This is a genomic window from Methylobacterium sp. 142-1Y (assembly GCF_057747795.1).
On sequence record NZ_CM173224.1, the window covers coordinates 2,837,520 to 2,863,428 of the forward strand.

Sequence of the window (25,909 nt, forward strand, 5' to 3'; positions counted from 1 at the left end):
ACGACCCGGCATCCACTTCGTCGGGAAATGCTCTAATCACTTCCGTGACGGCCGTAGCCCCGCGGGGAGAGGAGAGAACCCGCGCTTTTACGTTCTGGACTTGCCTTGCCGCCGCCGGGATCAGGCCGTGTGGAGCATCCGCCCGTCATGACCGGCAATCGACAGGTCGACGAGCGCTCCCGCCTCCATCCCCTCCGGCAGCCGCACCGGCAAGAATCCTTCCGTCCGCCCGATGCCGCCGCGCTCGGCCAGGATCCGTCGGGTCTCGCCGACCTCGCGGTCGAGGCGGCGGACGAAGGCGGTGGCGCCGGCCTCGCGCAGGCGGGTGGCGCGCTCGCGGATCTCGGCGGGCGCGACCTGAGGCATCCGTGCCGCCGGCGTGCCGGGGCGGGCCGAGTAGGGAAAGACGTGGAGCTGGGCGAGGCCGCATTCCTCGACGAGAGCGAGGGAGCGGGCGAACTGCGCCTCGGTCTCGGTCGGAAAACCCGCGATCAGATCGGCGCCGAACACCGCGTCGGGGCGCAAAGCGTGGATCTCGGCGCAGAACCGGATCGCGTCGTCCCGTCCGTGGCGGCGCTTCATGCGCTTGAGGATCAGGTCGTCGCCGGCCTGGAGCGAGAGGTGGAGATGCGGCATCAGCCGCGCTTCCTCGCCGAAGGCCGCCACCAGCTCCGGATCGGCCTCGACGGAATCGATCGAGGACAGGCGGAGCCGATCGAGCTCCGGCACCTCGCGCAGGATCGCCCGCACCAGGGCGCCGAGGGTGAACTCGCCGAGGTCGCGGCCGTAGGCCGTCAGGTCGACGCCGGTCAGCACGACCTCGCGGGTGCCGGCCTCCACCAGGGAGCGGACCTGAGCCACGACACTCGCCGCCGGCACCGAGCGCGAATTACCGCGGCCGAACGGGATGACGCAGAAGGTGCAGCGGTGGTCGCAGCCGTTCTGCACCGGCAGGAAGGCGCGGGTGCGCGCCCGCATCGGCGTCGCGTCGGGGAGCGGATCGGGCCTCTGCGCCATCACGTCGTCGATCCGCACCCGCTCGGGCGAGGGATCGGTCCAGATGCCTGCGTCGAGCTTGCGGCGGTTGCCGAGGATCTCGGCCACTTCCGGCATGGCGGCATAGGCCTCGGTCTCGACCTGCGCGCCGCAGCCGGTCACCACCACCCGCGCCGCCGGATTCGCCCGAATCGCGGCACGGATCGCCTTGCGGGCCTGCCGGCCGGCTTCGACCGTGACCGCGCAGGTATTGACGAGGAGGAGGCCGCTGCGGCCCGCGGCTTCCGCCTGCCGGCGCATCGCCTCCGATTCGGCGGCGTTGAGGCGGCAGCCGAAGCTCAGGACCTCGACGGACATCACGCCGCCCCGAACAGGGCCGGGGCGAAGGTGCCCTCGTGCTCCAATTCGGTCGGGCCGGTCATGCGGACGTGGTCGTCCTGACCCCAAGCGATGCGTAAGGAGCCGCCCGGCAGGGTCACGGTGGCCTCGCGATCGGTCAGGCGCAGGCGCGCGGCCGCGACGAGAGAGGCGCAGGCGGCGGTGCCGCAGGCGCGCGTGAGGCCGGCGCCGCGCTCCCAGACCCGCAGGCGGATGTGGCCGCGGTCGATCACCTGCGCCAGCGAGATGTTGGCCCGGTCCGGGAAGATCGGGTGGCATTCGAGCAGCGGGCCGATCCGGGCGAGGTCGTAGCTATCGGGATCGCGCTCGACGAAGAATACCGCGTGCGGGTTGCCCATGCTGACCGCGCCCGGCGAGTGCAGCACCGGATCGTCGATCGGCCCGATCTGCAATTCGATGCGGCGGGTATCCGGGAACGGCTCGGCGAGCGGAATCTCGTCCCACTTCAGGCGCGGCGCCCCCATGTCGACGGTGAAGTCCACCGGGGACACGCGCACCACCTCGAGAAGGCCGGGGCGGGTTTCGAGCATCAGGTTCTCGCCGAGCGTCGGGCGGGCCATGAGGGAATCGTCCAGCATCGCCCAGGCGACGCAGCGGGTGCCGTTGCCGCAGGCGCCGGCCTCCGAGCCGTCGGTGTTGTAGATCCGCACATAGGCGTCGGTGCCCGGGGTCACGGGGTCGTGCAGCACCATCATCTGGTCGAAGCGCGAGGCTGGATCGGCCGCGATGGCGCGGGCCTCCTCCGGCTGCACCCGCACGTCGCTCCCGCGCAGGTCCAGCACCACGATCTCGTTGCCGAGCCCGTTCATCTTCAGGAAGCGGCGATGGGCGAGGGGGGACACGGGCAGGAGACTCCGGAACGGCACCGCTCAGATGGGGAGCCGGGAGGGTATGGACCAGAACCGGTGCACAGGCGAGCCGACACCGGCCCGCTGGCGAGCCGACACCGGCCCGCTGGCGAGCCGACACCGGCTCGCTGGCGAGCCGGCAGGAGACCCGCCTCCTCACGCATCCGCGATTGGCCCGCAACGGCTTTGCGCTTGACGCGTTCGATCCGTCCGGCGATGCCGGCCCACGCTTGAAGCCCGGAAGGCTGCGCCCGTGATGAAGACCCGTCTCCCGACGATCGCGATCGGCCTCGCGGCCTCCCTGGCCTGCGGGGCCTCGGTACTGGCTCAAGCGCCGGCCCCAGCGCCCGCTCCTGCGCCGGCTCCCTCGCCCGCCGCGCCCCCGGCCTCCACGCCGTCGCCGGCGCAATCGACGCCGCTGCCGACCACCACGGCGCCGGGCCCCGGCCCCGGGACCAACCAGGCACCGACCCCGCCCGCGCCCGAGAAGGCGCTGCCGCCCGCGACCCCGGTGCCGCCGACGGCGGGACGCGCGCCGCTCGTCGCCAACCCGGGCGATCCGTCCGACGTGGACGAGGTGACGCTGCCGGCCAAGCCCGCCGCGATCCTGTCCGGCACTGGGAAATGGGACCAGGCGGTCTCGAGCCTCAAGGACGCGATCGCCAAGGTCGAGGCGGCCTTGGCCGCGGCCGGCATCAAGGCGACCGGAAAGCCGCTCTCGGTCTTCACCCGCACCGACGACGACGGCTTCCAGTACGAGGTGATGGTGCCGGTGGAAGCCGCCCCGAACCCGCGTCCCGCCGGCCTGCCCGACGACCTGCGCTTCGGCTCGACCCCGAGCGGCAAGGCCCTGCGCTTCACCCACAAGGGGCCCTACGAGGGGATCGACCAGACCTACGAGACGGTGACGGCCTATCTCGATGCCAAGGGCATCCTGGTCCAGGACGCTTTTGTCGAGGAATACCTGACCCCGCTCACCAGTCCTTCCGACGACGCGCTGGAGGTCAATATCTACGCACTGCCGAAGTGATCGGCCTGCGAGGGGCTGCTTATTGCCCCGACCGTGTTCACACCCTCCTCGTCATTCCGGGGCCGCGAAAGCGGAACCCGGAATCCAGACACTCAGGTCGTCGAGGAACGAGCGATCAGCATTCCGCTCGATTCTCTTCCATCCGCGGTTCTGGATTCCGGGCTCCGCTACGCGGCCCCGGAATGACGGGGAGGCTTTCAACAAGCTTCATGCAAACCGCATGAAAATCCGAGGAGCCGCAGCGTCCTTGGTTTTCCTGCACGGGCTCGGCTCAAGGGCGCGAGCGCGCTCCTACTTCATCGCCCTCACCCGCGCCAGGAACGCGTCGTAGTTCTCCGGCGTGATGATCCCGACCAGCTTCTCGCGGATCCGCCCGTCCGGCCCGATCACGAAGGTCTCCGGCACGCCGTAGACCCCGAGATCGATGCCGACCCGGCCGGCCTCGTCGGCGCCGACGGCCCGGAACGGATTGCCGTGGCGGCCGAGGTAGCGGCGGCCGTTCTCGGGCTGGTCCTTGTAGTCGATGCCGACGAGGTTCACGCCGTCGCGGGCGAGGCGGACCAGCATCGGGTGCTCGATCTGGCAGGGCGCGCACCACGACGACCAGACGTTCAGCACCGTCACCTTGCCCTTGAGATCGGCGGCGGTCAGGCCCGGCACCGCGGCGCCGTCCCGGGTCAGCCCCGCGACCGGCGGCAGGGTGAAGTCCGGAACCTGGCGGCCGATCAGGGCCGAGGGCACGGCCGAAGGGTCGTAACCGGTGGTGAGCAGCTTGCCGAGGAAGATGCCGGCGAGCGCGGCGAAGGCCAGGAGCGGCAGCAGGAACAGCAGCCGGGAGCGCCGCGGCGCCTCCTCGGCCTCCTCGATCGCGCCCTCTTGGACCGGCTGCACGGGGGCGTCGCTCACCGGCGGCTCCCCTGTGCGTCGTGCCTCTGCGGCTCCTGTGCGAGCCGGGCGAGCGCCCGCTCCTGCGCCCGCCGGTCGAGGATCGCGTGGGCGACGAGGCCGGCCACCACCAGGGCGGTGAAGCCGTAGGCGCCGAGGATGAAGGCGGCGTGCGGTCCGAGGTCCATGCCGAGGTTCATGGTCAGGCCGCCTGCGGTGCCATCAGCGCGGCATCGAGCCGCTCGGCTTCGAGGATGGTGAGCGTGCGCACGCGGCGGCGCAGGATCTCGGTTCGCATCGCCTGGAGGTGGAGCGCGATGCCGAGCACCGAGGCGGCGGCGATCATCACCAGCAGGGGATAGAGCATCGAGGCGTAGATGGTCGGCCCGCCCATCCGCAGGATCGAGGCCGGCTGGTGCAGGGTCGACCACCAGTTCACCGAGAACTTGATGATCGGCAGGTTGATGGCGCCGACGAGCGTCAGGATCGCGACCGCCCGCGCGGCCCGGTTCGGGTCCTCGATCGTGCGCCACAGGGCGAGAAGCCCGCAATAGATCAGGAACAGCACCAGCATCGAGGTCAGGCGCGCATCCCAGACCCAGTAGGTGCCCCACATCGGCTTGCCCCAGAGCGAGCCGGTGACGAGGCAGATCAGCGTGAAGGCCGCGCCGATCGGCGCCGCGGCACGCTGCGCCACGTCGGCGAGCGGATGGCGCCAGATCAGGGTGCCGAGCGCCGAGACCGCCATGGCGCCGTAGAAGAACACCGCCATCCAGGCCGCCGGCACGTGGATGTACATGATCCGCACCGTCTCGCCCTGCTGGTAGTCGGGCGGGGCCACGAACCAGGTCAGGTACTGGCCGACGGCCAGCAGCACGACCGCGAGGCCGGCGACCCAGGGCAGGAGAGCCCGAGACCAGCGCATGAAGTGGCCGGGCTGCGCCAGCCGGGTGAGGAGACCCATCGCCATGGCGCCGGTGTAGCGCGCGGGCGCCCGCTCGGGCAATGCGGACGAACGGCGCAGAGGGCTGTGGGGACCCCGGAACGAAGCGTGGCGGTGGCGGTTACCCACGCGACTTTTTTCGGCGACCGGAGTGCTCCCGCCATGTTGAAATGGGCGATCATCTTCTTCGTGATCTCGCTGGTGGCCGGTGCGCTCGGCTTCACCAACGTGGCGTCGGGCGCGCGCGGCATCGCGCGGCTGCTGTTCGGCCTGTTCCTGGTGATCGCGGTGGTGATCGTGATCGCGGCGGTGCTGCTGGGCCAGGCGGTGTTCTAAGCAGATTTCGCCGAAGTGGTTACCGGTTCGGCGCCAAAAATCTGCGACAGACAAGAACCTAAGCAGACTTGCGTTGGCCTGCCAACGCAAGTCTGCTTAGGTTCTTGTCTGTCGCCCTCCCCGGCGCGCGGCGCCGGGGAGGGGTGGCGATGGTCTGCGCGATACGCTTGGGCATGACGGACGATGCGGCAGAAATAAGCCGCGTCGTCCTCTCTGCGTTGCACGAGAGCAATGCGCGCGATTACGGTCCGGCGACCATCGCCCGCGTCGCCCGGGGCTTATCACCGGACGGGATCGCAGCGCAGATCGCGACGCGGCAGGTCTTCGTGGTGGTGGAAGGGGGCCGCATCCTCGGCACGGCGAGTCGCGATGGCGGTATCGTTCGCGCCATCTTCGTGGCTCCGGACGCGCAGGGACGCGGCATCGGCCGAGCACTGATGACCGAGATCGAGCGGGCGGCCGTGGCCGCAGGCATCCCGATGCTGACTCTGCAATCGTCTCTGGCCGCAGTGGGCTTCTATGGCAGCCTCGGGTTCCGGACGGTGCGGGAGCACCATCACGGCGAGGAACGGACGATCGTCATGGAATGTCCGATAGGGTCGCTGCGGCCGGAGCTTCGCGTGGTGGATCGTTGCGCCGCGTTGCCATTCTGGTATTTCTGTATATACTTATATCCTGAGGTCGAGGGCCATGAGGTTCATGTGGGGTGAACCGAAACGGCAGGCGAACCTTAAGAAGCATGGCTTCGACTTGGCGGCTTTCGAGGAGGCGTTCAGCTTCGAGCGATTCGTCACCCTTGATGCTGAACCGAGCAAGACCGGTCGAGCCCGGTTCAAGCTGATCGGCTCTTGGTACGATGAAGTCGTTGTCGTCGCGATCGTGTCCCCACTTGGATCGGAGGCGATCGACATCGTCAGCGTCCGTCCCGCCAACAAAAGCGAGAGGGCTCTCTATGCCATCCACTGAACATGCGCCCGGATACGTCCCGAACCCTTTGTACTCTCAGGAGGATTGGGATGAGGTATCCGACAACCCACCACTGACGGACGAGGAGTTGGCTCGCGCGCGTCCGGGAACCGGGAACATGCCCCCCGAGATGGCCGCTGCGTTCACGAGCCGCGCTGGACGGCCGAAGGCGGACGCCAAGCGTATACCGATCTCGCTGCGGATCGATCCGGACGTTCTGGAGACATTCAAGGCGACGGGTCCCGGCTGGCAGACGCGCATGCACGATGCTCTGGCCGAGGCGGCCCGGAAGCTGAAGGCCGCCTGAGCCCTACTCCCCCCACCGCAACGCCGCCGCCGCCGCCAGTGTCCCGACCACCCCGGCGACGAGGCTCAACGCCCCCAGGATCGCCAGCGGCGTCGCGAACGGCACGGTCCCAGCCAGCGCCGCATCCGCCGCCGAGACGCCGAAGATCAGGGTCGGCACCATCAGGGGCAGCACCACCACGGCGAGGATCAGGCCGCCGCGGCGGATCGAGGCGGTGAGGGCCGCGCCGACGGCGCCGATGAAGGTCAGCGCCGGGGTGCCGACCAGCAGCGTCAGGCTGGTCGCCGCCATGCCGGTGGGACTCAAGGCGACCAACAGCCCGAACAAGGGCGTGGCGAGCGCCAGCGGCAGGCCGGTGGTGAGCCAGTGCGCCGTGACCTTGGCGAGCACCAGCAGTTCGAGCGGGGCTGGCGCGCCGGTGAGGAGGTCGAGGGACCCGTCCTCCTCGTCGGCCTGGAACAGCCGGTCGAGGCCGATCAGCGTCGCCAGCACCGCGGCGATCCACAGGATGCCGGGGCCGATCCGGGCGAGCAGGTTCAGGTCGGGCCCGAGGCCGAACGGCACCAGGGCGACGATCATCAGGAAGAACACCAGGGACAGGGCCCCCGAGCCGCCGATGCGGCCGGCGAGCCGCAGGTCGCGGGCGACCACCGCCAGGAAGGCGCGACCCATCAGACCACCTCCGCGAAAGGATCGGCGGCGATGTCGGCGCGCCCGGTGCGGAAGGCTTCCACGGACAGGTCCCGGGCGTTGTCCAGACCGAGCGCCTGGTGGGTGGCGGCGATGACGAGGCCGCCCTGCGCCAGGTGCGCGCGCATCAGCCCGGCGAGCGCGGCTTGCGAGGCGACGTCGAGGGCGGCGGTGGGTTCGTCGAGGAGCCAGAGCGGCCGGCGGCAGACGAGGAGCCGGGCGAGCGCCACCCGCCGCCTCTGGCCGGCCGAGAGGTAGCCCACCGGCAGCCCCGCGGCATGGGCGAGGCCGAGCCGGGCGAGCGCATCGCGAGGCCTGAGATCGGCGTCGCCCAGAAGGGCGCGGGCGAAGGCGAGGTTCTCCTCGGCGGTGAGTGCGCCTTTGAGCCCGTCGCGGTGGCCGACGACGTGGAGGCATTCGGGAATGGTGCGCTCCCCGACCTCCTCGGCCCTGAGCCGTCCGGCCTCGGGCCGCAGCCGCCCGGCGAGGATGGCGAGCAGCGACGATTTGCCGGCCCCGTTGCGGCCGGTGACGGTCAGCGCCTCGCCGGCCCCCAGGGTGAAGGAGAGCCCGGCAAAGATGCGGCGGCCGGAGCGCCGGCAGGCGAGGTCCTCGGCGATGAGGCGCAAGGGCAGGGGGCTCCAGCGAGGGGGTGAAGCGGGGAGGGCGGTTTCCGCGTTTACGCGATGCCTGCCCCGGCGAGAATGACCGATTGCGCGGCCGACAGACCCGTAGCGGCCAGTTTCGAAGTGTTCTATACGCATCCCCGGCTGCGCCGCGCGACCTTCAGAGGCGTCCAAACCGTCCTTCGCGCATCCCAGTCCGGGCACCCCCGGGGCGGCGCGCGCACCGTTCGATTCTCGGCCGGCAAGGCGAGGGCGGGCGGCAGACGGGCGCGTTCCTTGCGTCGAGCAGGACCGACCCCGCAGCGCATCCGGCCGAACACTTACGTGTGGCGCAGGCCCTGCCTGTGCCGTGTTCGACAACCCCTCGCGAGGACCACGCCGTGGCATCCATCGACAGCTTCAAGGCCCGCCAGACCCTCCAGGCTGGGCAGAAGACCTACACGATCTACGCGATCCCCCAGGCCGAGAAGAACGGCCTGCCGGATGCGAGCCGCCTGCCCTTCTCGATGAAGGTGCTGCTCGAGAACCTGCTGCGCTACGAGGACGACCGCTCGGTCAAGAAGGCCGACATCGAGGCCGTGGTCGGCTGGCTCGAGAACCGCGGCAAGACCGAGGTCGAGATCGCCTTCCGCCCCGCTCGCGTGCTGATGCAGGACTTCACCGGCGTGCCGGCGGTGGTCGATCTGGCGGCGATGCGCGACGCCATGGTGGCGCTCGGCGGCGACCCGCAGAAGATCAACCCGCTCGTCCCGGTCGATCTCGTCATCGACCACTCGGTCATCGTCGACGAGTTCGGCACCCCGAAGGCGCTGGCCGACAACGTCGCGCTCGAATACGAGCGCAACGGCGAGCGCTACACCTTCCTCAAGTGGGGCCAGTCGGCCTTCGACAATTTCTCCGTCGTGCCCCCGGGCACCGGCATCTGCCACCAGGTCAACCTCGAATACCTGTCGCAGACGGTGTGGACCAAGCCCTTCGAGGGCCATGAGGTCGCCTACCCGGATTCGCTCGTCGGCACCGATTCGCACACCACGATGGTCAACGGCCTCGCGGTGCTGGGCTGGGGCGTCGGCGGCATCGAGGCCGAGGCCGCGATGCTCGGCCAGCCGCTGTCGATGCTGATCCCCGAAGTCGTCGGCTTCAAGCTGTCGGGCAAGCTGCCCGAGGGTACCACCGCCACCGACCTCGTGCTCACCGTCACCCAGATGCTGCGCAAGAAGGGCGTGGTCGGCAAGTTCGTGGAGTTCTACGGCCCCGGCCTCGACGACATGTCGGTCGCCGACCGCGCCACGATCTCCAACATGGCGCCGGAATACGGCGCGACCTGCGGCTTCTTCCCGGTCGACCAGAAGACCATCGACTTCCTCAAGGTCACCGGCCGCGCCGACGACCGTATCGCGCTGGTCGAGGCCTATGCCAAGGCGCAAGGGATGTGGCGCGACGCGACCACCCCGGACCCGGTCTTCACCGACACGCTCGCCCTCGACATGGGCGACGTGAAGCCCTCGCTCGCCGGCCCGAAGCGTCCCCAGGACCGGGTGCTGCTCGACGGCGCCAAGCCCGGCTTCGCCCAGTCGATGGAGACCGAGTTCAAGAAGGCATCCGACATCGCCAAGCGCTATCCGGTCGAGGGCGCGAACTTCGACATCGGCCATGGCGACGTGGTGATCGCCGCGATCACGAGCTGCACCAACACCTCGAACCCGAGCGTGATGATCGGTGCAGGCCTGCTCGCCCGCAACGCGGTGGCCAAGGGCCTGCGCTCGAAGCCCTGGGTGAAGACCTCGCTCGCCCCCGGCTCGCAGGTCGTCGCCGAGTACCTGGAGAAGGCCGGCCTGCAATCGAGCCTCGACGCGCTCGGCTTCAACCTCGTCGGCTTCGGTTGCACCACCTGCATCGGCAATTCCGGCCCGCTGCCGGCGGCGATCTCGAAGTCGATCAACGACAACGACGTCGTGGCCGCCGCGGTGCTCTCGGGCAACCGCAACTTCGAGGGCCGGGTGAACCCCGACGTGCGGGCGAACTACCTCGCCTCGCCGCCGCTCGTCGTCGCCTACGCGCTGGCCGGCTCGATGCAGATCGACATCACCACCGAGCCCCTCGGCACCGGCTCGGACGGCAAGCCGGTCTACCTGAAGGACATCTGGCCCTCGACGGCCGAGGTCCAGGAGTTCATCGAGGCCAACATCACCTCGACCCTGTTCAAGTCGCGCTACGCCGACGTGTTCGGCGGTGACCAGAACTGGAAGAATGTCGAGGTCACCGAGGCCGAGACCTTCGCGTGGAACGGCGGCTCGACCTACGTCCAGAACCCACCCTACTTCGTCGGCATGGAGAAGACCCCCAAGCCCGTGGAGGACGTGGTCAATGCCCGCATCCTCGGCCTGTTCCTCGACTCGATCACCACCGACCACATCTCGCCGGCCGGCAACATCCGGGCGGCGTCTCCGGCGGGTCACTACCTGCAGGAGCATCAGGTCCGGGTGCAGGACTTCAACCAGTACGGCACCCGCCGCGGCAACCACGAAGTCATGATGCGGGGCACCTTCGCCAACATCCGCATCAAGAACCAGATGGTGCGCGACGAGTCCGGCACCGTGGTCGAGGGCGGCTACACCCTGTACCAGCCGTCGGGCGAGCGGATGTTCATCTACGACGCCGCGATGCGCTACGAGCAGGAGGGCACCCCGCTGGTGGTGTTCGCCGGCAAGGAATACGGCACCGGCTCCTCGCGCGACTGGGCGGCGAAGGGCACCAAGCTGCTCGGCGTCCGCGCCGTGATCGCCGAGAGCTTCGAGCGCATCCACCGCTCGAACCTCGTCGGCATGGGCGTGGTGCCGCTGGTGTTCCAGGGCGACGCCTCCTGGGCCTCGCTCGGCCTCAAGGGCGACGAGACCGTGACGATCGAGGGCCTGGCCGGCGAGCTGAAGCCGCGCCAGACGCTCACCGCCAAGATCACGTCGGCCGATGGCTCGGTGAAGGAGGTCCCGCTGACCTGCCGCATCGATACGCTCGACGAGCTCGAGTACTTCCGCAACGGCGGCATCCTGCCTTACGTCCTGCGCCAGCTCGCGGCGTAAGGATTGGTCCTCTCCCCTCGGATGACAGCCGGAGGGAGAGCTTTTGGACACCCGGGAGCCCGTGACAGGCTCCCCGGGCACCGCCACGACGACGGGGGCCTTTCCGACGGGAAGGGCCCCCTTCCTGTTCTCGGGAGAGCCTGCGATGAGCCCGGACGACAAGATCAACGGCCTGACGACGCTCTCGGCCCGCCATGGCGAGATGATCGCCCGTCTCTCTGAGGCGCAATCCGACGTCGCCGCCAAGCAGGTGGCATTGCAGATGGCGGTGCGCTTCGTCGCCGGCATCCTGCGGGGGATCGATTCCGACCATTACCGCCACCAGCTCGGCGGCTTCCTCGCCATGCTGGAGGATGCGCTGACCCGCGAGGACCCGGATTCCGACCTCGCCCGGCGGGTGCTCGACACCGTCAAGGCGACGCTGGAGCCTGAGGAGGCGGAGGAGGAGTAGGGGGTCCGCTGCCGTTGGGCGCAGGACACGACGCAGCAGGCTGCCTGGATGCGGGGGCGACGGGCGCGACGCCGAGCCCTCCACCGCAGAGGGGGAGGATTCTTGCGCGGCGGCCGCCGCTCCCATCCGGTGACGTACAAGTACCGAGCCGGTCCCGGAAGATCAGCATGGAAATCCGGCGATCCGTGCATCACACTCGGATTGAGCAGGCCTGCGCCCGGCTTGGATCGTGCTACCTGCGCCCGCAGACATCGGATCCTATCCTGTACCCTTCGCGAGGCCTGTCGTGAGTCTTCCGGAAATCGTCGTCATCGGCCGCAGCGAATTCGAGATCAAAAGTCCCGGTCCCGATATCGACGTCGAAACGCGGCAATTGAACTGCTCGTTCTATCCGGACGACCATGATCTCGAACGCATCCTCATCGCGAAAAGGCCGCATGTGATCGCGACCTTCGGCGAGGAGGCGAAATTCCAGAATCTGATGCACGCCCCCTACGAGGTGCGCAAACGCTGGATCAATTTCGCGGGCCCTGTCGATGCCGACGAGGTCGGGCGGCAGATCTTCTACTGTTTCCTGGACAACGCGACGACGTTTCGCCGCTCACGCCCGCTGGTGAGCGTCTTCACGCCGGCCTATCGGTCGGGCCACCGGATCCTGCGCCCGTTCCATTCGCTGCGGTCCCAGACCTACGTCGATTGGGAGTGGATCATCGTCGACGATTCGGACGATGACGGCGCGACGTTCTCCGAACTGAACGCCCTGGCGGCACAGGACCACCGGATTCGCGTCTATCGCCCGCACCGCCCCTCGGGCCGCATCGGAGACGTGAAGCAGACGGCCTGCCGGCTCGCCGGCGGCGACATCCTCCTCGAACTCGACCACGACGACGAATTGACCTCGTTCGGCCTGGATGCGGTCGTGGGGGCGTTTCTCCAGCATCCCGAAGCCGGTTTTCTCTACACGGACTGGGCCGAGGTCTTCGAGGACGGGCGCAACGCGACCTACGGCCCGGATTGGGCCTTCTTCTACGGGCGGGACCGGGTCGAAAACTACAACGGCCGGGATTACATCGTCCACGAGGCGCCGAGGATCAATGCCAAGACGATCCGGCACATCGTCTCGGCCCCGAACCACATCAGGGCCTGGCGCAAGGATTTCTATCACAGCATCGGCGGGCACAATCCGGATCTGGCCGCGGCCGACGATTACGAGCTATGCGTGAGAACCTTTCTCCATACCCGCATGATCCTGCTGCGGAAATTCTGCTACATCCAATATTATAACGAAGCGGGAAATACGCAGAGGCTGCGCAACAGGGATATCCAGAGGCTCACCCGCACCGTCAGCGAGAAATACGACGCGCGAATCCATCAGCGCTTCGTCGATCTCGGGGTGTACGACTTTACCTGGGATGCCGGCCGCAACGCCACCGATTGGTCGCGCGCCAACCCGGTCATCGAGCCGCATTGCAGCCTGGTCGTCGGATAGGTCCGGGCCCTGGTTCACGTCTGCGCGAGACGAATGTCCGGCGCGGCGGGGCGAACCATAACGGGCGGGGCTCGGACCCTCGAGCCCTGGTTTTCGGAGTGTCACCATGCCCTTTCTCAGGACGATCGCGGCCGCCGGCCTGATGCTGGCCGCAGGCGGTTCCCTCGGCGCCGCCCTCGCCGCGCCGCAGGTCGAGCGCCTGCGCGGCACGATCGAGCGCGTCGAGGCGGACGCGGTCACCATCCGCACCCGTACGGGCACGGTCGAGACCGTCCGCCTCGGCTCCGGCACGCGGGTGGGGCAGCTGGCGCCCGCGAGTCTCGACCAGGTCAAGGACGGCAGCTTCATCGGCACCGCCGCCAAGCCCGGCGAAAAGCCCGGCGACCCGCCGGTCGCCCTCGAAGTGCTGATCTTCCCCGAGGCGATGCGCGGCGCCGGGGAGGGGCATTATCCCTGGGATCGGCTGCCCGACGGCGCCGGCCCGGCCGAGACGAGCATGACCAACGGCACGGTCAAGACGCCCGAGGTCGAGACCAGCATGACCAACGGCACGGTGGCGGGCGGCTCCGTGATCGGCAACGGCCGCACCCTCACGGTGTCGTACAAGGGCCAGAGCCTCGCGGTCGCCGTGCCGCCGGGCACGCCGGTCGTGATGCTGGAGCCGGCCGACCGGGCGGTGCTGGTGCCGGGCGCCAAGGTCTTCGCCTCGGCAGTCCGTGACGGGGATAAGCTCGAAGCGCGCAGCATCTCGGTCGGCAAGGACGGGCTGACGCCGCCGATGTAGGGCGGCGTCCGGACGGCCATCGTCATGGTTGATGAGGCTTAAACGACGCGGCCTGCGACGAAATCCGTCGCGGCCGCGTGCTCCCGCGCACGGGATCGCGTTCGGCCGGGCGGGTTGCTCGAAAATCGCGCGCAACTGCCCTCTCGGAAGCGCGTTGTTCATGGCGAGCCGACCTTCCGCCGCCCCGGATCGACCGCGAGCCATCGACCACAAGTCATCGACCGACCATCATCACCGCTCGTGTGCCGATTCTCGTCCCCGACCTCGCCCTTGTCCTCGCTGGAGCCGGGAACCCCGTTCCCGTCATCGTGCCATGAAGTTGATCCCGAGCAATCACGCTGCGATCTACGGACAGTCGCACTCGACTGCGTCGTCCCTGGCCGATGCGCTGCTGCTCGCCAAGCTCGGGCAGGACTTGCGGGCGATGTATACCGATGTCACCGACGAGCCGGTACCGCGGGAACTCGATACCCTGATCGGCCGGCTTCACACGGTGCTTGGGAACGAGCCGGGGGACGGCAACTAGAACTTGCCGCGAAACGACCCGGAACCCCGCTTCTGCTCTCCGAATCGCGAGCGTGACTGTACCGCGGAAGCGACAAGCCTCAGAACGGTCGGCCTCGCGCGCGATCACGCCTTGAGTGCGGGCGCGAAACAGTGTGGGGTGCGCCTCCCGAGCCGCCAGCCCCCCAGCCTCATGCCTCCGCTCTCCCGCCTCCACCTCGTCCTTCCGCTCGCCCTCGCCCTCGCGGTCGTCAGTGGCGCGTCCGGTGTGAGCGCCGCCACGCCGCCCGCCCAGCCGAAGGAGGGGCCGGGAGGCCAGGCCTACCTCGCCGCGAGCGTGGTGAAGCGGGTGCTCGGCCGGGCCGGCGCGGTGACCTTCGCCTATTACGGCAACGGCCCGGCCCCGGCCGAGGGGCGGCCGGTGGCGGTGCTGCTGCATGCCTGGGGGGCGGTGAACCCGCAGGCCTACGGGGCCTGGATCGAGCACCTGGCACGCTCCGGCTACCTCGTGCTGTTCCCGCGCTTCCAGGAAGTGGGCCGCACCCGGCCGGTCGATGCGAGCGGCAATGCGGCGACCCTGGTCAAGGAGGCGCTCGCCGAGCTCGCCGGCGACCAGGAGGTGAAGCCCGACACGAGCCGCGTGGCGCTGATCGGCCACCTCGCCGGCGTGCCGCTGGCGGCCAACCTCGCGGCCCGCGCCAAGGCGAACGGCCTGCCGGTGCCGCGGCTGATCTTCGGCGCCGTGCCGGGCGGCATCGCCCGGGACGACAAGGCCCGCGGCATCGCCCTCCACGACCTCAACGACATCGACCCCGCGACGCTGATCGTCACGGTGATCGGCGATCGGGACGCCCGCGCCGCCGACATCGCCGCAAGGCGCGTGATGCGGGAGGCCACCGCCGTGCCGACCGACCACAAGCTGATGGTCCGCGCACTCTCCGACGATCACGGCTTCCCGGCTCTCTCCGCCACCCTGGCGGCTCCCGCCGGCGGCAACCCGGCCTACGATGTGGCGCAGCTGAAGCTGCCGACCGCCGACCCGAAGCAGAAGCCGGCTCCATTCAAGTGGTCGGCCGACATGACGCTCACCGGCGAGCAGACCGTGCTCGTCGGGCAGATCAACGCCGCCGGCACCGACAGCCTCGACTACCTCGCCTTCTGGAAGACCTTCGACATGGCGGCGGCCGCCGCCTTCTCGGGCCAGAATGCCACCAGCCTGAAGAGCAACCCGCGCTTCATCGACATGGAGCGCTGGAGCGACGGCTGGCCGGTGCGCCGCCTCAGCGTCGAGACCCCGCGCCCGCCGGCGCCCCCGAAGCCCGCGGCGCCGGGCGCCGCGCCGGCCGTCGCGAAGCCTGCCGCGAAGCCGACGGCGTCCGGGCGGGGGCAGTGAGCAGGTACCATGGATCGGTGACGACGGCCTGTGATGCGAGCGGCACCCTCGTCCCATCCAGAACCGCATCCTGAGATGTTGGCGATCGCAGATCGCACGCGATCGAAGATCGACCAACCTCGAAAGGAGGGCTCCAGATGCGGCTTCGATCCCTGGAGCCCTCCTTCGAGGCTCGGCGATCCTCGAATCGCCCGTACCTCAGGGTGAGGTCGCGGAATGGATGATCGGTAACCAAAACAACAGGAGGAACCCCATGAAGCTCTTCTACGCCAAGACGTCTCCCTTCGTCCGCAAGGTGCTGGTCGTCGCCCACGAGCTCGGGCTGTTCGATAAGCTCGAACTGCTGCCGGCGGCCGCCCACCCGATCAACCGCGACGCGACCATCCGGGCACAGAACCCCCTCGGGCAGGTGCCGACCCTGCTCCTCGACGACGGCACGGCGCTCGCCGACAGCCGGGTGATCTGCGAGTACCTCGACCATCTGGGTTCGGGCGGGTTCTTCCCGGCGCCCGGCCCGGCGCGCTGGACGGCGCTCGCCGCCCAATCGACCGGCGACGGCCTGCTCGATGCGGCGCTGCTCTGCGTCTACGAGACCCGGGTGCGCCAGGAGACCGAGCGGTCGCCGGCCTGGGTCGCCGGGCAGCGTGAAAAGATCGTCGACGCGCTGGCGCGGATCGAGGCGGCGGCGCCCGGCTTCGGCGAGCGGGTCGACATCGCCACCATCACGTATGGCTGCTGCCTCGGCTATCTCGACCTGCGCCTGCCCGATCTCGGCTGGCGCGAGCGCGCCCCGGCGGCGGCGGAATGGTACGCGCGCGTCAGCGAGCGCCCGTCGATGCAGGCGACGCGGCCGGAGTGAGGACGGCGCGCGACGAGACACCGGCGGTCTGGCGCGGCTCTTGCTGAGCCTTCCGGGCAGACAGGCTTCGGGCAAGCTTGCCCGGGTCTGATGGTCGCGCCGCCGGCCCGCGGGACCCGGCGGTCGCATCCTCGCCCGCGGGGGATCTCGCTCATGAACGACTTCGTCGCGCTCCTGCTTGCCGCCCTGACCTTCTGTCTCGGCTACTGGGCGGCCGGATGGGCCGTGCGCTTCGCCGTGCGGCTCGATCTCGGCCACGCCCATCTGGGCGAGGGGAGCACGGCCCAGCTCTGCCTCGCGCTGGCGGTCGCCGTCGCGGCCTGGCGCCTCGCCAGGGGGCCTGCGCCCGTCCGGGCTTAGAACTCGCCCATCCATGCGGGCGGCTTCTGGCCGCCCTGCTCTGCCGCCCGTTGCGCGGGACGGGCCTTTTTCGCGACTCTCCGTCGAGGGACGGAGGTCGGGCCATGTCGACACGCCTGCTGCACAAGATCGCGATCGTGTTCGGGGCGGGCTCCGCCGGCACCGGCTGGGGCAACGGCAAGGCGGTGGCGGTCGCCTTCGCCCGGGAGGGCGCCCGGGTGATCTGCGTCGACCGCGGGCTCGCCGCCGCCGAGGAGACGGCCCAGATCATCGCCGAGGAGGGCAACGAGGCCGAGGCCTTGTGCGCCGACGTTACCGATTACGACGCGGTGGCGCGGGCGGTGGCCGCCGGCGAGACGCGGTTCGGCCGCATCGACATCCTGCACAACAATGTCGGCCTGCCGGAGGCCGGCGGCCCGGAGGACCTCGACGAGGAGACCTGGCGCCGGGCGATCGAGGTCAATGTCGGCGGGGTCTGGCGCACCTGCAAGGCGGTGCTGCCGGGCATGCGGGCCCGCCGGTCGGGGGCGGTGGTCAACATCTCGTCGGTCGCCTCCCGGCGCTGGACCGGCACGCCGGCCTTCGCCTACGCGGCCGCCAAGGCGGCGGTGAACCAGGCGACCGTGTCGGTGGCGATGCAATATGCCCGCGACGGCATCCGCGCCAACGCGATCCTGCCGGGCCTCCTCGACACGACGCTCGCCGACGAATGCCGGGGCGCCGGCACCCCGGAATCCGGCCGCGACCGCCGGGTGCCGCTCGGCCGTCTCGGCGAGGCCTGGGACATCGCCCATGCGGCGGTCTTCCTCGCCTCCGACGAGGCCCGCTTCATCACCGGCGTGTGCCTGCCGGTGGATGGCGGGCAGAGCTGCAGCATGGCGGCCCTCGCCTGATGGATTCCCATGGGGACCTGACCTTCGGAAACAATGTGGCCGAAGCGTTACAGCCGGGGCCGAAGCGACGGTCGCCGCCACGCTCGGCTTCCCCCTCCTCGCGGCGACGGCTAGGCTTCACGGCATAACGGCGCGGCGAGCCCGGACGGGCCCGGCCTTGCGCCGCCTGGAGCCGGCCTCCGGGAATCCCATCGGGGTTTCCGGTCGACCGGCTTCGCGTGATCCGGGAAAGCGACCGAATGCGGACGACAATCGAGGCTGCCTTGACCACGCGGGCCGCCCGCCGCGTCGCGGCCGTGGCGACCCTGGCCCTTCTCGCGGGCTGCGCCACGCCGGTGCTGACCCAGACCGGCCTGCTCACGCGCTACGACCACCTGACCTCGAGCGAGGCCACCGCGACGAAGTCGCGGATCTTCCTCGACAAGGCCGCGATGGCCCGGGTGCGCACGGTGCGCATCATCCCCACCACCTTCTCGGCGGCGGTGTCCGGCCCCGACGTGACCGAGCAGGAGCGCCGGGTCGTCGCCAACGCGGCGGACCGGGCGATGTGCTACGAGCTGTCCCTGCGCTACGACGTGGTCTCGTCCGGCCCCGCCGACCTGACCGTGCGCTCGACCATCACCCGGGCGAGCCTCACCAACGTGCCGGCCTCCGGCGTCGCGGTCGGCGCCTCGGCGGCGATCACCATCGCCGCGCAGGTCGGCGTCGGCTTCGCCGACACGATCGGCAAGGTGCCGGTGCCGCGCCTGCCGATCGGGCTCGGCGACCTCACGATCGAGGCCGAGGCCCTGGATGCCCGCCGCCAGCAGCGCGCCGCGATGGTGTGGGCCGGAGGCGCCAACTCCTTCACCAACCAGGCCCGGTTCTCCCCGGTCGCCGACATCTACGACCTCGCCGGCGATTTCGGCCAGGATTTCGGCTCGTATCTCGCCACCGGCGAGGACCCGTTCGAGTCCGAGCTCACCATCCCGACCTACGAGCGCATCCGCGTGACGATGCTGGGCGAGATGCCCCGCGATCCCGACTGCCAGGCCTTCGGCCGGGCGCCCGGCGTCGATGGCATCATCGGCGATTCCTTCGGCCTGCCGCCGGACTGGACCGACAAGGGGCCGACCGCCGGGCGCTGAGCGGGGCGGGGTGGGGTGGCTTAACAGAAAGATGGCTTGGCGGTCATGAGCCAGAGGATCGCCAGCATCGCCGCGAAGGCCGGCCAGCCGCAGGCGAACCAGACCCGGAACAGCCGGTCGTAGGTCGTCGGCAGCGTCCGCCCCTCGGCGGTCGCCGCCCGTGCCAGGTCGCGCATCCGCAGCTGGATCGCCACCACCGGCAGCCAGAACAGGCCGACGACGACGTAGAGCCCGATCGAGGCCAGGAGCCAGCCCTGGTTCAGCGGCCAGCCGGCGAGACGGGCAAGCGCCAGTCCGGTCACAGGCTGCATCACCGCGGCGGTCGCCGTGAACAGGGCGTCGGCGATCACCACCGTGCCGGCGACATGCGCGACGAGACGGGGATCGCGGGTCCGGTGCGCCACCAGCATGAAGAAGGCGATGCCGGCCCCGGTGCCGAACAAGACCGTCGCGCCGATCACGTGCAGCCAGCGCAAGAGGTCGATCCACGGCATCGCTCAGCGCTCCGCGGCGAGCGCAAGGGCGACCAGCGCCAGGAGCGCGGCGGGTAGCGTCTTCACGTAAACGCCAAGGGGATCGACCCAGAGATCGGGGGCGAGCCACGTCCCGGCCGCCCAATAGGCCAGCGTGCCGCCGATCATCCCCGAAGCGGCGAGCGGCATCAGACGCCGTACCAGCATCGCGGCTCCGAGGACCAGATCGAGGACGATGCCGGCCGCGACCGCGGCACCGGCGGCGGCCGGTCCGACGCCCCGATCGGTCAGGATCGTCGCCGCGGCATCGAACCGCACGAGGCCGACGAGGCCCGAGACCAGCCAGAACAACGCGAGACCGCCGATGACGGCCGGCTTCAGGAGCCAGAGCCGGCCGAACCAGCGCTCCTGGACGGTGGAGGGCAGGCGGCGCAGGCTGGCGCGCAAGCCCGTCGGTGCCGGGCCGCCGGCGCGCCGCCAGGGGCCGGGATCGCCGGTGACGCCCTCGGTGACCTGCACGAGGGCGGTCCTGCGCAGCGGCGAGCGCCAGCCGAGCCGCCCGAGCCCGTCGCAGAAGGCGACCGCCGGCCGGACGAGGAATCGCGGGACCGCCACGAGCCGGGCCGGGGGATGGCCGAGCCAGGCCCTGAACGCGGCGACGACCTCGGCCAGGCAGTGGGCCTCGTCCTCGACGAGGTCGTAGGCCGCTCGCGGCCGCACCCGCCCCTCGACGGCGAGGCGCACGGCCTCGGCGACGTCGTCGACATGCACGGTCTGGATCGGCCCGGCGCCGCCGACCAGGGCCATGACCAGCGGCATCGAGGCGAGCGCCCGAAGGAGGGCGGTGCCGCCATAGGCGGTGGGGGCCAGCACCAGGCCCGGACGCAGGATCGTCCAGTCGAGGTCGAGTTGCGCCAGCGCGGCATCGGCCGCGTCCTTGGTGCGCATGAAGGCGGTCCGCGCGTCGGCGGAGGCACCGACGGCGGAGATCTGCACGATCTTGGCGATCCCGGCCTCGGCGCAGGCCCGGAACAGCGCCCGCATGGCGATGTCCTGTACGGCGCGCACGTCGTCGCCGGGTCCATCCTGAAGCACGCCGGCGCAGTTCACCACCGCGTCGCAGCCGGCGATCACCGGGTGCCAGGCGGCCGGCTCGCTCAACGCCGCGATGTCGCGGGCGATCCAGGTCGCTTCCGGGAAACGCCGTCGCGCCGCCGTGACGTCGCGCCCGAGGGCGACCATCTCGTGACCGGCCTCGAGCAGCCGCGCGAGTACCGCGGCGCCGATCAGGCCGTAGCCGCCGAGTACCAGGATCCTCATCGGGCGACGGCTTTCGGGTGGCGGACGGCCCTGTGCCGCGTCACGCGCCGGCCCTCAGCATGGCCGATGGATGGTGAGGAAAGTGCGAATGGGGCAGGGGGCGTCGGAGGCGCTCGGCCTCCCGCTACGGCAGAAACACCGTCGCGATGACGAGTTTCGTCGGGAAAACAGAGGATTCGAGGAACGCCCCGGCACAAGAACGAGACGCGGGCTTTCCCCTCTCCCCGCGGGCGGGGAGAGGGCCGTGTCTCTGTTCAAGAGACGCGGCAAGCGGAGGCGGAGCCGGAGCGAGGGTGAGGGGGTGCTTCCGGAGGAGCCTCACTCGTCGAGACCCCCTCACCCTCGCCCTGCGGGCTTGCTGTGTCCCCGGCAAGGGGGACACAGCCCTCTCCCCGCCCGCGGGGAGAGGAGAAAGCCCGCGCCATTCCTGCTCCCGAACCGCCCCGCCGTAGGCGACGAGGGGAAGAGGTATCGACGACGCCGAACGCCGCCTAGAAATAGGACTTCAGCGGCCCACGCCGGCGCACGTCCAGCGTGGCGCAGTGGAACGAGCCGCCGAACGGGCCGTAGGACAGGAACGGCGTCGGGATCGGGTCGAAGCCCCAGTCCTTGAGCGCCTTGATCAGCGTCGGCTGGCTCGCATCGACCACGATCTTCTTCTCGTCGATGGCCAGCACGTTGATCGAGGTCCAGGGCGAGCACATCGAGATCTTGCTCATGAAGCCCTCGACGGGGTCGGGGCGGGGCGCGATCAGCACGTCCCACTTCTTGAGCACCGCCGGCAGCTTCTCGACGTCGATGTAGTCGGGATTGACCAGCACCTTGCCGGGGGCGAGCGGCATGAACGACGAATCGATGTGCATCGGCTGCGGGCAGCGGCTCTCGATCTCGTGGATCCGGAAGCCCGGGCCGAGATGGCGGCGCAGCCACTCGATGCCCATCAGGTTGGTCACGTTGGAGCGGGTGACGAACAGGTCGCGGCCGCAGCGCACGAAGTCGGCCGCGTCGAAGACCGGCTCGAACTCGTTGACCGTGAACTGCATCGGTTCGCCGGCCTTCAGGTTCGGCACCCGGTAGTCGTAATTGTACAGCTCGTCGGTGAGCTGGGGCCGCGGCGCCGAGGTCCAGCGCGCGCCGGCCCGGAAATACTCCTTGAACAGCGAGCGGTAGGCGTCGCCCTCGAAGTAGCGCGAGCGCCAGCACATCGGGCTCTCGATGATCTCGTCGCCGATCACCAGGTACGGATCGCGCGGGCAGGCGACGCAGAAGCCGCGCGACGACCAGCGCGGCGCACGGAACTTCTTCGAGAAATCCACGGAATCGGGACGGCGGATCTTCACGCCCTCGCCGGCCAGGATCTTGATGAAGCCGTCCAGCTCCTGTTGAGCCAGCTTCTTCATGAAGCCGGGATACTTCCAGCCGGAGGCGAGCCGGTAGAACGGCTGGGCGGCCCGCGGCAGGTTGAAGATCACCGTCAGGTGGTGGGTCGGGATCGTGGCGCCGTCGAGCGAGCCGACGATCACCTCCTCCAGCGGGTCCCACTCGTTCCAGGCCATGACGGGCGATTGCGGCGACGGGGCGCGGCCGGGCGCCTCGCCCCCGAGGGCCGTCAGGTCGTGCGCGGTCGTGTCGTCGAGCGCGCCGCGCTCGGCCTCGAAGGTCGTCTCCCGATCCATGCTGTTCGTCCCCTGGCGGCCGTCACGAGCGGCCTTCTTTCGCGTATCCGGCCCCCGCCAGCCGGAGCTGGGGCGGGGAGAACGATGCGCCGTAAAGTGAGCTTGCGGCGATGCTGGGGCGGCCTTGCTTGTGCCGAAAAGCCGCGCCGGTAGTGAGTGCCGGTTTCGCCGGCACTGTGTCCGGGCGGTGATAGACAGCGCCCATCAAAGCTGCAACGTGCCGGGGTGCAACGGCGCTGCTTTGTTTCGACTCCGTTGCCGGAATGGCGCGCCCCCTCGAGGCCGCCGCCGCTGCGACAGAAAGAGGGTCATGAAGCGACTGACGACACTGGGCCTGATCGCCGGCCTCTGCACCGTGATCGGCCTGTTCGTCTCCTCGGGACCGGAGGCGGTCGCGGCGGCCCTGTGGGCGTCCGGCTGGGGCGCCGTGCTGGTCGTGGTGGCGCGCGTCGTGGCCGTCGCCTGGGCGGGCCTCGGCTGGTGGATCGTGTTTCCCCGCGGCGAGAGGCCGCTGCTGCGCGCCTGCGTCAGCGTGCGCTTCGTGCGCGAGGGGGTGAACACCCTGCTGCCCGTCGCGCAGGTCGGCGGCGACCTGATCGGCGCCAGGCTCCTGACCCTGCACCGGGTGCCCGGATCCCTGTCGGGCGCCAGCACCCTCGTCGACCTGATGATCCAGGCGCTCACGCAATTCCTGTTCACCGTGGCCGGTCTCGGCATCCTGGTGGCGCTCGGGGGCGACGGGCCGATCGTGCATTACGTGGGCCTGGGCCTCGTGGTGGCGGCACCGGCCCTCGTCGCCTTCTACCTGGTGCAGCGCCGCTTCGGCCAGAGCCTGCTCCAGGCCGCCATCAACCGCTTCGCGGGCGGCCGCGAGTGGCGGATCTTCGGCGCGGTCGACGTGCTGTTCGAGCGCCTGCGCGGCCTCTACGCCGCCCGCGGCCGCATCGTCGCCGCCATCGGCACGCATCTGTTCGGCTGGGTGATCGGCACCTTCGAGGTCTGGATCGCGCTGCGCTTCATGGGCTACGAGGTCGGCTTCCTCGAGGCGATCGTGATCGAGAGCCTGGCGCAGGCCGTGCGCGGCGCCGCCTTCGCGGTACCCGGCGCGCTCGGCGCCCAGGAAGGCGGCCTGATCGCGCTCTGCGCGGTGTTCGGCATTCCGGCCGAGGCGGCTTTGGCCCTGTCGCTGATCAAGCGGCTGGCCGACCTCGCGGTCGGGCTGCCGAGCCTGATGCTCTGGCACGCCATGGAAAACGAAGCCGATCAGGGCCGCTCCCCCGCGGCCGGGATCGGCGCGGCCCTGCGGACATGGCTTCGTCCGCGGCAGGCCCATGTGGCCGCCTACGGCTACGCCGCGGCGCCCGTCGACGGCAAAGGAGAGTAACCTGGTGCAGACCCGACGCGAGACCCTGCGCAACCTGGTGATCGCAGGCCTCCTGATGCCGGCGCTGCCGGCCCTGGCCCAGAATGCCGCCGCTCCCGCCGCGCCTGCGGCCGGGGAGGGCGATCCGGCGGTCGCCACCGTGCGGCGCATGACCGATGCCCTCGAGGCGGCGCTGAAGGCCGCCGACGTGCGCGCCCGCGCCGAGACCCTGGCCGGCCCGATGAAGGAGAATTTCGACCTGCCGGAGATGCTGCGCCTCGGCGTCGGCACCCGCTGGAAGGAGATCCCGGCCGACAAGCAGCAGGCGCTGGTCGCCGCCTTCGAGCCCTACCTGGCGGCGACCTACGCCACCCGGCTCGGGGCCGCCAGTGGCAGCACCTTCGCCATCGACCCGAAGAGCGAGCCGCGCGGCAAGGGCCGCATCGTCCACGTCACGGTGACCGACGGCAGCGGCGACACCTCCCCGGTCGATTACGTGCTGAACGCCGACAACAAGATCACCGACGTCTTCCTTCAGGGCACGGTGAGCGAGGCGGGCACCCTGCGCACCGGCTTCACCGAGCCGCTGCAGGAGGGGCGAGCCGACGCCCTGCTGGCCCACCTGAAGAAATCGACCGAGACGATGCTCGCCGCCCCGGCGCCCAAGGCCAAGTAGCCTCGGCCAAGTAGCCTCGGCCACCTAGCCCCGTCCGACCAGCTTCGCCCAAGCCGCATCGGCCAGACTGCTTCGGAAAGTTGACGACCGACGAATACCGGCCGTCAACCCTTCGATCGCACCCTCAACAACATTGCCCGCCGCGCCCCCCGCGCCGCCAACTCCTCCCAGGGATCGCCCCTCGCCATGGAATGGACCTGGATCTCCGCCCCCCTGATCGTCCTGGCGCTCGCCGGGTGCGTGTACGGCCTGACCACCGCGTGGCTCGCTGGGCGCCTCGCCCGGCGCCCGGTGCCGCGCCTGCCCGCCGGCTCGGCCCGCCCCTCCGTGACCCTGCTCAAGCCGCTCTGCGGCGACGAGCCGAACCTGCACGCCAACCTCACCACCTTCTGCGCCCAGGCCTATGCGGGCGCCGTGCAGGTGATCTTCGGGGTGCAGAACGCCGCCGATCCGGCGATCGCCGTGGTGCACCGGCTCCAGGCCGAGCACCCCTCCTTACGCATCGACCTCGTCATCGATGCCCGCCAGCACGGCTCGAACCGCAAGGTCTCGAACCTCATCAACATGGCGGGGCTCATCGCCCACGAGGTGGTGGTGCTGGCCGACAGCGACATGGTGGTGGCGCCGGACTATCTCGAGCGCATCGTCGCCGAACTGGCCCAGCCGGGCGTGTCGGGCGTCACCTGCCTCTATCACGGCGTGCCGGCCAATCGCGGCGCCTTCGCGCATCTCTCGGCGCTCGCCATCGACACCCAGTTCCTGCCCAACGTCCTGATGGGGACGGGGCTTGGTCTCGCCGATCCCTGCTTCGGCTCCACCATCGCCTTCCGCACCGAGGTGCTCGCCCGAATCGGCGGCTTCGAGGCGATCCGCAACGATCTGGCCGACGACTACACCCTCGGGGCGGCGCTCCGGGCCCAGGGCGGGATCGTGGCGATCCCGAACTTCACCATCGGGCACACTTGCGTCGATACCTCGCTCGCTGGCCTGTGGCGGCACGAGACCCGCTGGAACCGCACGATCCGCAACGTCGATCCGGTGGGATATGCCGGCACGCTCGTCACCCACGCCTTCCCGCTGGCGCTGATCGCGGCTTTGCTGCCCGATTCGGGTCCCTACACGCTCGCCGCCGCCGCCCTGGCGCTCGCCTGCCGGATCGTGCTGTGCATGCGGGTCGAGCGGGCCTTCGGCCTCGAGCCGCACCCCTACTGGCTGCTGCCGATCCGCGACCTCCTGTCCTTCGCCGGCTTCGCCTGGTGCTTCATGTCCGGCGCCGTGACTTGGAAAGGTCATGATTATCGGGTCGTTGCGGATGGCACGCTGATCCCGGATTCCGGCCTCGCCCGCGAGTCCGGCGCTCCCTCGACTTAAAAGACATCTCATCGGGCCGCCCGGCGGCCTCTCCGGCCGCCGATGCGGCTCCCCTCTGTTGAGA

At 70.1% G+C, this 25,909-nt stretch carries 28 protein-coding genes; 18 read left to right on the forward strand and 10 right to left on the reverse strand.

All coding sequences use genetic code 11. From position 1 onward, the window contains the following. Nucleotides 1-120: 120 nt before the first annotated feature. Together mtaB and dapF are read right to left on the reverse strand one after the other, a co-directional pair. A complete protein-coding gene (gene mtaB / locus AC3AOF_RS12845) occupies nucleotides 121-1,353 on the reverse strand; it encodes a tRNA (N(6)-L-threonylcarbamoyladenosine(37)-C(2))-methylthiotransferase MtaB (RefSeq protein ID WP_488348731.1) in 1,233 nt (410 codons plus the stop codon). Further along, nucleotides 1,353-2,237: a diaminopimelate epimerase gene (dapF, locus tag AC3AOF_RS12850; protein WP_488348732.1), complete on the reverse strand. Its 885-nt coding sequence runs from the start codon at nucleotides 2,235-2,237 to the stop codon at nucleotides 1,353-1,355. Before dapF ends, mtaB begins: the two co-directional genes overlap by 1 nt. Nucleotides 2,238-2,499: 262 nt before the next feature. Between dapF and AC3AOF_RS12855 the strand changes: the two genes are divergently transcribed. Further along, complete coding sequence (locus AC3AOF_RS12855; RefSeq protein WP_236990428.1) at nucleotides 2,500-3,273, forward strand: GyrI-like domain-containing protein; 774 nt, start codon at nucleotides 2,500-2,502, stop codon at nucleotides 3,271-3,273. A gap of 291 nt (nucleotides 3,274-3,564) precedes the next feature. Here AC3AOF_RS12855 and AC3AOF_RS12860 read toward each other — a convergent pair whose 3' ends face one another. From AC3AOF_RS12860 to AC3AOF_RS12870, 3 genes are read right to left on the reverse strand one after another with little or no spacing between them, the layout of a single operon-like run. Beyond that, on the reverse strand, nucleotides 3,565-4,179 hold the full coding sequence (locus AC3AOF_RS12860; RefSeq protein WP_236990427.1) for a DsbE family thiol:disulfide interchange protein: 615 nt from the start codon (nucleotides 4,177-4,179) through the stop codon (nucleotides 3,565-3,567). Continuing rightward, a complete protein-coding gene (gene ccmD, locus AC3AOF_RS12865) occupies nucleotides 4,176-4,358 on the reverse strand; it encodes a heme exporter protein CcmD (protein WP_442919284.1) in 183 nt (60 codons plus the stop codon). The genes AC3AOF_RS12860 and ccmD overlap by 4 nt, the downstream gene beginning before the upstream one ends. 2 nt (nucleotides 4,359-4,360) lie before the next feature. Continuing rightward, entirely contained in the window at nucleotides 4,361-5,128 is a 768-nt protein-coding gene (locus AC3AOF_RS12870; protein WP_488348985.1) for a heme ABC transporter permease, read from the reverse strand. A 135-nt stretch (nucleotides 5,129-5,263) separates the two neighbouring features. Between AC3AOF_RS12870 and AC3AOF_RS12875 the strand changes: the two genes are divergently transcribed. The 4 genes from AC3AOF_RS12875 to AC3AOF_RS12890 all read left to right on the forward strand — a co-directional run bounded on the left by AC3AOF_RS12875 (nucleotide 5,264) and on the right by AC3AOF_RS12890 (nucleotide 6,710). Continuing rightward, nucleotides 5,264-5,437 (forward strand): DUF1328 domain-containing protein, encoded by a 174-nt coding sequence (locus AC3AOF_RS12875; RefSeq protein WP_048450062.1) that lies wholly within the window; start codon nucleotides 5,264-5,266, stop codon nucleotides 5,435-5,437. Nucleotides 5,438-5,610: 173 nt separating this feature from the next. After that, a complete protein-coding gene (locus tag AC3AOF_RS12880) occupies nucleotides 5,611-6,147 on the forward strand; it encodes a GNAT family N-acetyltransferase (protein WP_488348733.1) in 537 nt (178 codons plus the stop codon). Next, on the forward strand, nucleotides 6,128-6,403 hold the full coding sequence (locus tag AC3AOF_RS12885; protein WP_488348734.1) for a BrnT family toxin: 276 nt from the start codon (nucleotides 6,128-6,130) through the stop codon (nucleotides 6,401-6,403). Before AC3AOF_RS12880 ends, AC3AOF_RS12885 begins: the two co-directional genes overlap by 20 nt. A 118-nt stretch (nucleotides 6,404-6,521) precedes the next feature. Then, nucleotides 6,522-6,710, forward strand: coding sequence for a BrnA antitoxin family protein (locus tag AC3AOF_RS12890; RefSeq protein ID WP_246775632.1), 189 nt, complete (start codon nucleotides 6,522-6,524; stop codon nucleotides 6,708-6,710). 3 nt (nucleotides 6,711-6,713) lie between these two features. On the opposite strand, the gene ccmB is transcribed toward AC3AOF_RS12890, so the two are convergent. Further along, a complete protein-coding gene (gene ccmB / locus AC3AOF_RS12895; protein ID WP_488348735.1) occupies nucleotides 6,714-7,382 on the reverse strand; it encodes a heme exporter protein CcmB in 669 nt (222 codons plus the stop codon). Continuing rightward, complete coding sequence (gene ccmA, locus AC3AOF_RS12900; protein ID WP_488348736.1) at nucleotides 7,382-8,029, reverse strand: heme ABC exporter ATP-binding protein CcmA; 648 nt, start codon at nucleotides 8,027-8,029, stop codon at nucleotides 7,382-7,384. Before ccmA ends, ccmB begins: the two co-directional genes overlap by 1 nt. 377 nt (nucleotides 8,030-8,406) lie before the next feature. Between ccmA and acnA the strand changes: the two genes are divergently transcribed. The 10 genes from acnA to AC3AOF_RS12950 all read left to right on the forward strand — a co-directional run bounded on the left by acnA (nucleotide 8,407) and on the right by AC3AOF_RS12950 (nucleotide 18,966). Then, nucleotides 8,407-11,106: an aconitate hydratase AcnA gene (acnA, locus tag AC3AOF_RS12905; protein WP_488348737.1), complete on the forward strand. Its 2,700-nt coding sequence runs from the start codon at nucleotides 8,407-8,409 to the stop codon at nucleotides 11,104-11,106. Between the two features lie 145 nt (nucleotides 11,107-11,251). Beyond that, entirely contained in the window at nucleotides 11,252-11,557 is a 306-nt protein-coding gene (locus AC3AOF_RS12910; protein ID WP_236990421.1) for a hypothetical protein, read from the forward strand. 286 nt (nucleotides 11,558-11,843) lie between these two features. Continuing rightward, nucleotides 11,844-13,046, forward strand: coding sequence for a glycosyltransferase (locus AC3AOF_RS12915; RefSeq protein ID WP_236990420.1), 1,203 nt, complete (start codon nucleotides 11,844-11,846; stop codon nucleotides 13,044-13,046). A gap of 106 nt (nucleotides 13,047-13,152) precedes the next feature. Then, nucleotides 13,153-13,830: a metal ABC transporter permease gene (locus tag AC3AOF_RS12920; RefSeq protein WP_488348738.1), complete on the forward strand. Its 678-nt coding sequence runs from the start codon at nucleotides 13,153-13,155 to the stop codon at nucleotides 13,828-13,830. A gap of 313 nt (nucleotides 13,831-14,143) precedes the next feature. Next, nucleotides 14,144-14,356 carry a NepR family anti-sigma factor gene (locus AC3AOF_RS12925; protein WP_236990418.1) on the forward strand — a complete coding sequence of 71 codons (213 nt, stop codon included), beginning with the start codon at nucleotides 14,144-14,146 and terminating at the stop codon, nucleotides 14,354-14,356. A gap of 171 nt (nucleotides 14,357-14,527) precedes the next feature. Next, nucleotides 14,528-15,727 carry an alpha/beta hydrolase family protein gene (locus AC3AOF_RS12930; RefSeq protein WP_488348739.1) on the forward strand — a complete coding sequence of 400 codons (1,200 nt, stop codon included), beginning with the start codon at nucleotides 14,528-14,530 and terminating at the stop codon, nucleotides 15,725-15,727. Nucleotides 15,728-15,980: 253 nt separating this feature from the next. Beyond that, nucleotides 15,981-16,586, forward strand: coding sequence for a glutathione S-transferase family protein (locus tag AC3AOF_RS12935; RefSeq protein WP_488348740.1), 606 nt, complete (start codon nucleotides 15,981-15,983; stop codon nucleotides 16,584-16,586). A gap of 153 nt (nucleotides 16,587-16,739) precedes the next feature. Continuing rightward, nucleotides 16,740-16,946, forward strand: a complete 207-nt coding sequence (locus tag AC3AOF_RS12940; RefSeq protein WP_236990415.1) for a hypothetical protein — start codon at nucleotides 16,740-16,742, stop codon at nucleotides 16,944-16,946. A gap of 104 nt (nucleotides 16,947-17,050) precedes the next feature. Then, the gene (locus AC3AOF_RS12945; protein ID WP_236990414.1) at nucleotides 17,051-17,839 is read left to right on the forward strand and encodes an SDR family NAD(P)-dependent oxidoreductase; all 789 of its coding nucleotides are present in this window, start codon (nucleotides 17,051-17,053) and stop codon (nucleotides 17,837-17,839) included. A 239-nt stretch (nucleotides 17,840-18,078) separates the two neighbouring features. Further along, nucleotides 18,079-18,966: a DUF3313 domain-containing protein gene (locus AC3AOF_RS12950; RefSeq protein WP_236990413.1), complete on the forward strand. Its 888-nt coding sequence runs from the start codon at nucleotides 18,079-18,081 to the stop codon at nucleotides 18,964-18,966. 20 nt (nucleotides 18,967-18,986) lie between these two features. Here the strand turns inward: AC3AOF_RS12950 and AC3AOF_RS12955 are convergent, their stop codons facing one another. The 3 genes from AC3AOF_RS12955 to AC3AOF_RS12965 form a co-directional block, all read right to left on the reverse strand. Next, nucleotides 18,987-19,460, reverse strand: a complete 474-nt coding sequence (locus tag AC3AOF_RS12955; RefSeq protein WP_488348741.1) for a DUF2269 family protein — start codon at nucleotides 19,458-19,460, stop codon at nucleotides 18,987-18,989. Between the two features lie 3 nt (nucleotides 19,461-19,463). Continuing rightward, a complete protein-coding gene (locus AC3AOF_RS12960; protein ID WP_488348742.1) occupies nucleotides 19,464-20,759 on the reverse strand; it encodes an NAD(P)H-binding protein in 1,296 nt (431 codons plus the stop codon). 491 nt (nucleotides 20,760-21,250) lie between these two features. After that, nucleotides 21,251-22,435: an amidinotransferase gene (locus AC3AOF_RS12965; RefSeq protein WP_442919282.1), complete on the reverse strand. Its 1,185-nt coding sequence runs from the start codon at nucleotides 22,433-22,435 to the stop codon at nucleotides 21,251-21,253. Nucleotides 22,436-22,745: 310 nt separating this feature from the next. Here AC3AOF_RS12965 and AC3AOF_RS12970 point away from each other — a divergent pair, with 310 nt between their 5' ends. The 3 genes from AC3AOF_RS12970 to hpnI all read left to right on the forward strand — a co-directional run bounded on the left by AC3AOF_RS12970 (nucleotide 22,746) and on the right by hpnI (nucleotide 25,845). Then, nucleotides 22,746-23,819, forward strand: coding sequence for a lysylphosphatidylglycerol synthase domain-containing protein (locus tag AC3AOF_RS12970; RefSeq protein ID WP_236990410.1), 1,074 nt, complete (start codon nucleotides 22,746-22,748; stop codon nucleotides 23,817-23,819). 4 nt (nucleotides 23,820-23,823) lie between these two features. Further along, on the forward strand, nucleotides 23,824-24,474 hold the full coding sequence (locus AC3AOF_RS12975; RefSeq protein WP_488348743.1) for an MlaC/ttg2D family ABC transporter substrate-binding protein: 651 nt from the start codon (nucleotides 23,824-23,826) through the stop codon (nucleotides 24,472-24,474). A gap of 186 nt (nucleotides 24,475-24,660) precedes the next feature. Beyond that, a complete protein-coding gene (gene hpnI / locus AC3AOF_RS12980) occupies nucleotides 24,661-25,845 on the forward strand; it encodes a bacteriohopanetetrol glucosamine biosynthesis glycosyltransferase HpnI (RefSeq protein ID WP_236990408.1) in 1,185 nt (394 codons plus the stop codon). The last annotated feature ends 64 nt before the right edge of the window (nucleotides 25,846-25,909 follow it).

Coding starts and splice junctions, on each gene's coding strand:
- mtaB (WP_488348731.1), bottom strand. CDS start 1,353: ATGTCCGTCGAGGTCCTGAGCTTCGGCTGCCGCCTCAACGCCGCCGAA.
- AC3AOF_RS12855 (WP_236990428.1), top strand. CDS start 2,500: ATGAAGACCCGTCTCCCGACGATCGCGATCGGCCTCGCGGCCTCCCTG.
- ccmD (WP_442919284.1), bottom strand. CDS start 4,358: ATGAACCTCGGCATGGACCTCGGACCGCACGCCGCCTTCATCCTCGGC.
- AC3AOF_RS12870 (WP_488348985.1), bottom strand. CDS start 5,128: ATGGCGATGGGTCTCCTCACCCGGCTGGCGCAGCCCGGCCACTTCATG.
- AC3AOF_RS12875 (WP_048450062.1), top strand. CDS start 5,264: ATGTTGAAATGGGCGATCATCTTCTTCGTGATCTCGCTGGTGGCCGGT.
- AC3AOF_RS12880 (WP_488348733.1), top strand. CDS start 5,611: ATGACGGACGATGCGGCAGAAATAAGCCGCGTCGTCCTCTCTGCGTTG.
- AC3AOF_RS12885 (WP_488348734.1), top strand. CDS start 6,128: ATGAGGTTCATGTGGGGTGAACCGAAACGGCAGGCGAACCTTAAGAAG.
- AC3AOF_RS12890 (WP_246775632.1), top strand. CDS start 6,522: ATGCCCCCCGAGATGGCCGCTGCGTTCACGAGCCGCGCTGGACGGCCG.
- ccmB (WP_488348735.1), bottom strand. CDS start 7,382: ATGGGTCGCGCCTTCCTGGCGGTGGTCGCCCGCGACCTGCGGCTCGCC.
- AC3AOF_RS12910 (WP_236990421.1), top strand. CDS start 11,252: ATGAGCCCGGACGACAAGATCAACGGCCTGACGACGCTCTCGGCCCGC.
- AC3AOF_RS12920 (WP_488348738.1), top strand. CDS start 13,153: ATGCCCTTTCTCAGGACGATCGCGGCCGCCGGCCTGATGCTGGCCGCA.
- AC3AOF_RS12925 (WP_236990418.1), top strand. CDS start 14,144: ATGAAGTTGATCCCGAGCAATCACGCTGCGATCTACGGACAGTCGCAC.
- AC3AOF_RS12930 (WP_488348739.1), top strand. CDS start 14,528: ATGCCTCCGCTCTCCCGCCTCCACCTCGTCCTTCCGCTCGCCCTCGCC.
- AC3AOF_RS12935 (WP_488348740.1), top strand. CDS start 15,981: ATGAAGCTCTTCTACGCCAAGACGTCTCCCTTCGTCCGCAAGGTGCTG.
- AC3AOF_RS12940 (WP_236990415.1), top strand. CDS start 16,740: ATGAACGACTTCGTCGCGCTCCTGCTTGCCGCCCTGACCTTCTGTCTC.
- AC3AOF_RS12945 (WP_236990414.1), top strand. CDS start 17,051: ATGTCGACACGCCTGCTGCACAAGATCGCGATCGTGTTCGGGGCGGGC.
- AC3AOF_RS12950 (WP_236990413.1), top strand. CDS start 18,079: ATGCGGACGACAATCGAGGCTGCCTTGACCACGCGGGCCGCCCGCCGC.
- AC3AOF_RS12955 (WP_488348741.1), bottom strand. CDS start 19,460: ATGCCGTGGATCGACCTCTTGCGCTGGCTGCACGTGATCGGCGCGACG.
- AC3AOF_RS12960 (WP_488348742.1), bottom strand. CDS start 20,759: ATGAGGATCCTGGTACTCGGCGGCTACGGCCTGATCGGCGCCGCGGTA.
- AC3AOF_RS12965 (WP_442919282.1), bottom strand. CDS start 22,435: ATGGATCGGGAGACGACCTTCGAGGCCGAGCGCGGCGCGCTCGACGAC.
- AC3AOF_RS12970 (WP_236990410.1), top strand. CDS start 22,746: ATGAAGCGACTGACGACACTGGGCCTGATCGCCGGCCTCTGCACCGTG.
- hpnI (WP_236990408.1), top strand. CDS start 24,661: ATGGAATGGACCTGGATCTCCGCCCCCCTGATCGTCCTGGCGCTCGCC.